The sequence below is a fragment of the Gardnerella sp. CCPDSM genome (genome assembly GCF_056754715.1).
Map to the genome: position 1 here is coordinate 1 of NZ_JBQEQO010000088.1, position 330 is coordinate 330.

Annotated in this window: 2 protein-coding genes; both read left to right on the forward strand. The window is 43.6% G+C overall.

Annotated features, from left to right (window positions below; genetic code table 11):
- The coding region (locus ACTJLE_RS06655; protein ID WP_481267926.1) for a phage major capsid protein at nt 1–217 on the forward strand (217 nt) is incomplete at its 5' end.
- 30 nt (nt 218–247) lie between these two features.
- Nucleotides 248–330: head-tail connector protein (locus ACTJLE_RS06660; RefSeq protein ID WP_481267927.1), on the forward strand; the 83-nt coding region annotated here is incomplete at its 3' end.

The window sequence follows — 330 nt, forward strand, 5'->3', positions numbered from 1 at the left end:
TTACACGTCTGCTTACGCGCCTGAAAACATGGTGGCTTTTGGTGACTACTCGTACTACAACATTGGCGACCGTGGTTCACGTTCGTTTAAAGAGCTTACCGAGCTTTTCGCTGGAAACGGCATGATAGGTTTCGTTGCTAAAGAGCGTGTAGACGGCAAACTCGTGCTTAAAGAAGCAGTGCAGATTCTGCCTGTTAAAACAAGCGTAGCAGCTTAAAAGACGGTTAAAAGTTAAGGAGGGGTGTTGATGATAGTTACAGTTGAGGAAGCAAAAAACTATCTTAGGGTGGATAGTAAAGAAGATGATGAGCTTATCAACACCCTTATTCA